The organism is Paenirhodobacter hankyongi (genome assembly GCF_003664585.1).
Lineage (GTDB): Bacteria > Pseudomonadota > Alphaproteobacteria > Rhodobacterales > Rhodobacteraceae > Rhodobacter > Rhodobacter hankyongi.
On the sequence record NZ_RCHI01000038.1, the window covers coordinates 1 to 2,886 of the forward strand.

Below are 2,886 nucleotides of genomic sequence, written 5' to 3' on the forward strand. Positions count from 1 at the left end.
CCCAATGGTCACCGGTCGCGGGGTGGAGCAGCCCGGTAGCTCGTCAGGCTCATAACCTGAAGGTCGCAGGTTCAAATCCTGCCCCCGCAACCAGTTTCTGCGAAACCTCCGCAGGCCCCGCCGCGGAGGTTTTTGCGTTCCCGGCCCCATTCCGCAGAGATCGTCTGTTGCGCCCTCCCGCAACCAACGATCCCTGCGATAGCAGGTTGTCCAAAGCCTCGGCCTCCGCAAGGAAGTCGGGGTTTTGCTTTCCAGCGGTAAACCGCAGGATTGCGCCCAGATCTCCGCGCAGCACGATCGCCAGTTCGCCGTCCTCCGGAACAAGCGTCACCTGATCCACCAGCGACCGCAACGTCTCGGCGGCCCGGGCGTGGCCGTCCTCGTCTTGTAGGTGCTCGGAAAGCTGACCGATCCGCTGCGCATAGAGCGCCGCCATATTCGGATGCAGCAGGGGAGGCGGTGCGTCCGCGTTGGCCAGTTTCTCCGTCAGTTCAGCCTTGCGGGCTTCCAGCTTCTCGGACTTGTCCTTCAGCTTCGATAACGGGAAGCCTTGCACGATCGCGTCGACGATCTTGTCCAACTCCTTGTCGACACGCTCCAGTTCCCGTTTCCAACCCTCCAGATCGGCGCCGCGCTCGATGCGTAGCCGATTCACCTCCCTGGTGAACTCGGTACAGAACTCCTTGAACAGCGCGGGATCCATCAGATGCTTGCGTAGCCCGTTGAGGATCGAGGCTTCCAGCGCGTCGCGCCGGATGTTGAGCCGGTTGTCGCAAGTGCCCTTGTTGCGCACCGTCGCGCAGCCGAGCAGATCCTTCGAGATCATCGTATAGCCGCCACCGCAGCAGCCGCATTTGACGAGGCCAGCGAAGAGGTGCTTCGGGCGACGCCGGTCGTTCAGGGGATTCGGGCTGGTCTCGACCACATCGTAGGCGAGGCGGCTCTGCCGTGCCTTGACCGCATCCCAGATGTCCTGGTCGATGAGCCGCAGGTCAGGCACCTCATGGACGACCCATTCGCTTTCCGGGTTCAGGCGGGATACGCGCCGGCCAGTGTCGGGATCCTTGATATAGCGTAGCCGATTCCACACAAGCTTTCCGATGTAAAGCTCGTTGTTCAGGATGCCGGTGCCGCGCTTCGGGTTGCCGTGGATCGTCGATGGCCCCCATTCACTGCCCTGCGGCCCTGCCACGCCTTCGTGGTTCAGCGACATGGCGATCGTGCGCGAGGACTTTCCGTCAAGATAATCGGCGAAGATGCGTCGCACGATCCCGGCCTCGGTCTCGTTGATGGTCCGATCGCCCCGGATGGCTTCCCCACGATCATCGAACTTCTTCACCACGTCATAACCGTAGCAGAGACCGCCTCCGGATTTGCCATCCTCGACCCGACCGCGCAGCCCACGACGGGTCTTGTCGGCTAGATCCTTCAGGAACAGCGCGTTCATCGTGCCCTTCAACCCGACATGCAGATGGGTGATCTCGCCCTCGGACAGGGTGAACATCTTCACATCGGCATAGGTCATGCGCTTGAAGATGCCGGCGATATCCTCCTGGTCGCGCGATAGCCGGTCCATGGCCTCGGCCATGATCATGTCGAAACGGCCGCGCAGGGAATCGGAGATCAGGGCCTGGACGCCCGGTCGCAGGATCATGCTGGCGCCGGAGATGGCGTGATCGGTGTATTCCTCGACGACGGTCCAGCCTTCCTTTTCGGCGCGCAGGCGACACATACGCAGCTGATCGGCGATCGAGGCGTCGCGCTGGTTGTCGGAGGAGTAGCGGGCGTAGAGCGCGACCTTCATGCGGACACCTCAGTCGGGGAGGCGGTCGCCCGCCAAACGGGCCGTCTCCTGTTGGACGAAATCGCGCGCTGCCTGTCGGGCGAGTTGCCGGACGAGATCGGCGAGGCGGGGGTCGGGCTTGTGGGTGCCAGCAATGCGCGCCACGGCTTCATCCGTGGTCTCCGTGACCAGCCGAAGCTTCGATGCTGTGGTTTGTCGTTGCCGTGCCATTCCTGCGCCGATCCATGACGGTCCCGCACAAAGACTGCACTGCAATTCCAGTGTGTTACAGAGAAGCACCCGGCGGCGTTTGGCGGGGAATGGAGGGCGGGGTCGGGCATTGGCGCAGTCCTGAGCAGCATGGCGTCGCAAAAATACTGGCGCGACGATGTGCGAATTTGCGGCTCGCCAAGGGATTTGAACATCTGCTCGCACAGCGCGACGTTCCAGCCATGTCCTGAGGTCAGTCTAACGTGGAGACGCCGCGCATGGCAATGCGAGAAAATTGGTCGCGCCGATGGTGGCCGCTGGTCCTGACGGTGCCCCCTCAGCCCACTCCGTTCCTCACAGGTCCGGCAGGCCGAGGCTGAGTTGCCGGGCAGCCTCGTCAGAGGTGGTTCGGGAAATCTGACAGCCAGGATGAGCGGCTCTTTGCTGCGACCATCGCACTAGGCTCCAGACCCATTGATTTCGGTCCTTTGGCGTGATTCAGGCTCCGCAAGGAGACCTGATCGATGAGCAATCTTTACTGGCTGACCGACGCGCAGATGGAGCGGCTGAAGCCGTTCCTCCCCAAGAGCCATGGCAAGCCGCGCGTCGATGATCGTCGCGTCCTCAGCGGCATAATATTCATCAATCGCAATGGGTTGCGCTGGTGTGACGCGCCGAAGGAATACGGTCCGGCGAAGACCCTCTACAACCGCTGGAAGCGCTGGAGCGACAACGGGGTCTTCGCCCGGATCATGGTGGGCCTGGCCACTGAGCGCGCCGAACACAAGACGATCATGATCGATGCGACCTATCTCAAGGCACACCGCACGGCTTCGAGCCTGCGGGTCAAAAAGGGGGGCGATCGCGCCAGATCGGGCGAACCAAAGGCGGGA

At 62.5% G+C, this 2,886-nt stretch carries 2 protein-coding genes, 1 tRNA gene and 1 pseudogene; 3 read left to right on the forward strand and 1 reads right to left on the reverse strand.

What is annotated here, in order from left to right:
- The first annotated feature begins 16 nt into the window (after positions 1-16).
- A tRNA-Met gene (locus DYS74_RS18275) sits at positions 17-93 on the forward strand.
- Here the strand turns inward: DYS74_RS18275 and DYS74_RS18280 are convergent.
- Positions 50-1,750, reverse strand: coding sequence for a recombinase family protein (locus DYS74_RS18280; RefSeq protein ID WP_245965338.1), 1,701 nt, complete (start codon positions 1,748-1,750; stop codon positions 50-52). The genes DYS74_RS18275 and DYS74_RS18280 overlap by 44 nt on opposite strands.
- On the opposite strand from DYS74_RS18280, the gene DYS74_RS19005 reads away from it, so the two are divergent.
- The gene (locus tag DYS74_RS19005) at positions 1,673-2,032 is read left to right on the forward strand and encodes a hypothetical protein (RefSeq protein ID WP_238986756.1); all 360 of its coding nucleotides are present in this window, start codon (positions 1,673-1,675) and stop codon (positions 2,030-2,032) included. The two genes, DYS74_RS18280 and DYS74_RS19005, sit on opposite strands and share 78 nt — an antisense overlap.
- A 485-nt stretch (positions 2,033-2,517) precedes the next feature.
- Positions 2,518-2,886 (forward strand): annotated as a pseudogene (locus tag DYS74_RS18290) (IS5 family transposase); the annotation flags it as partial.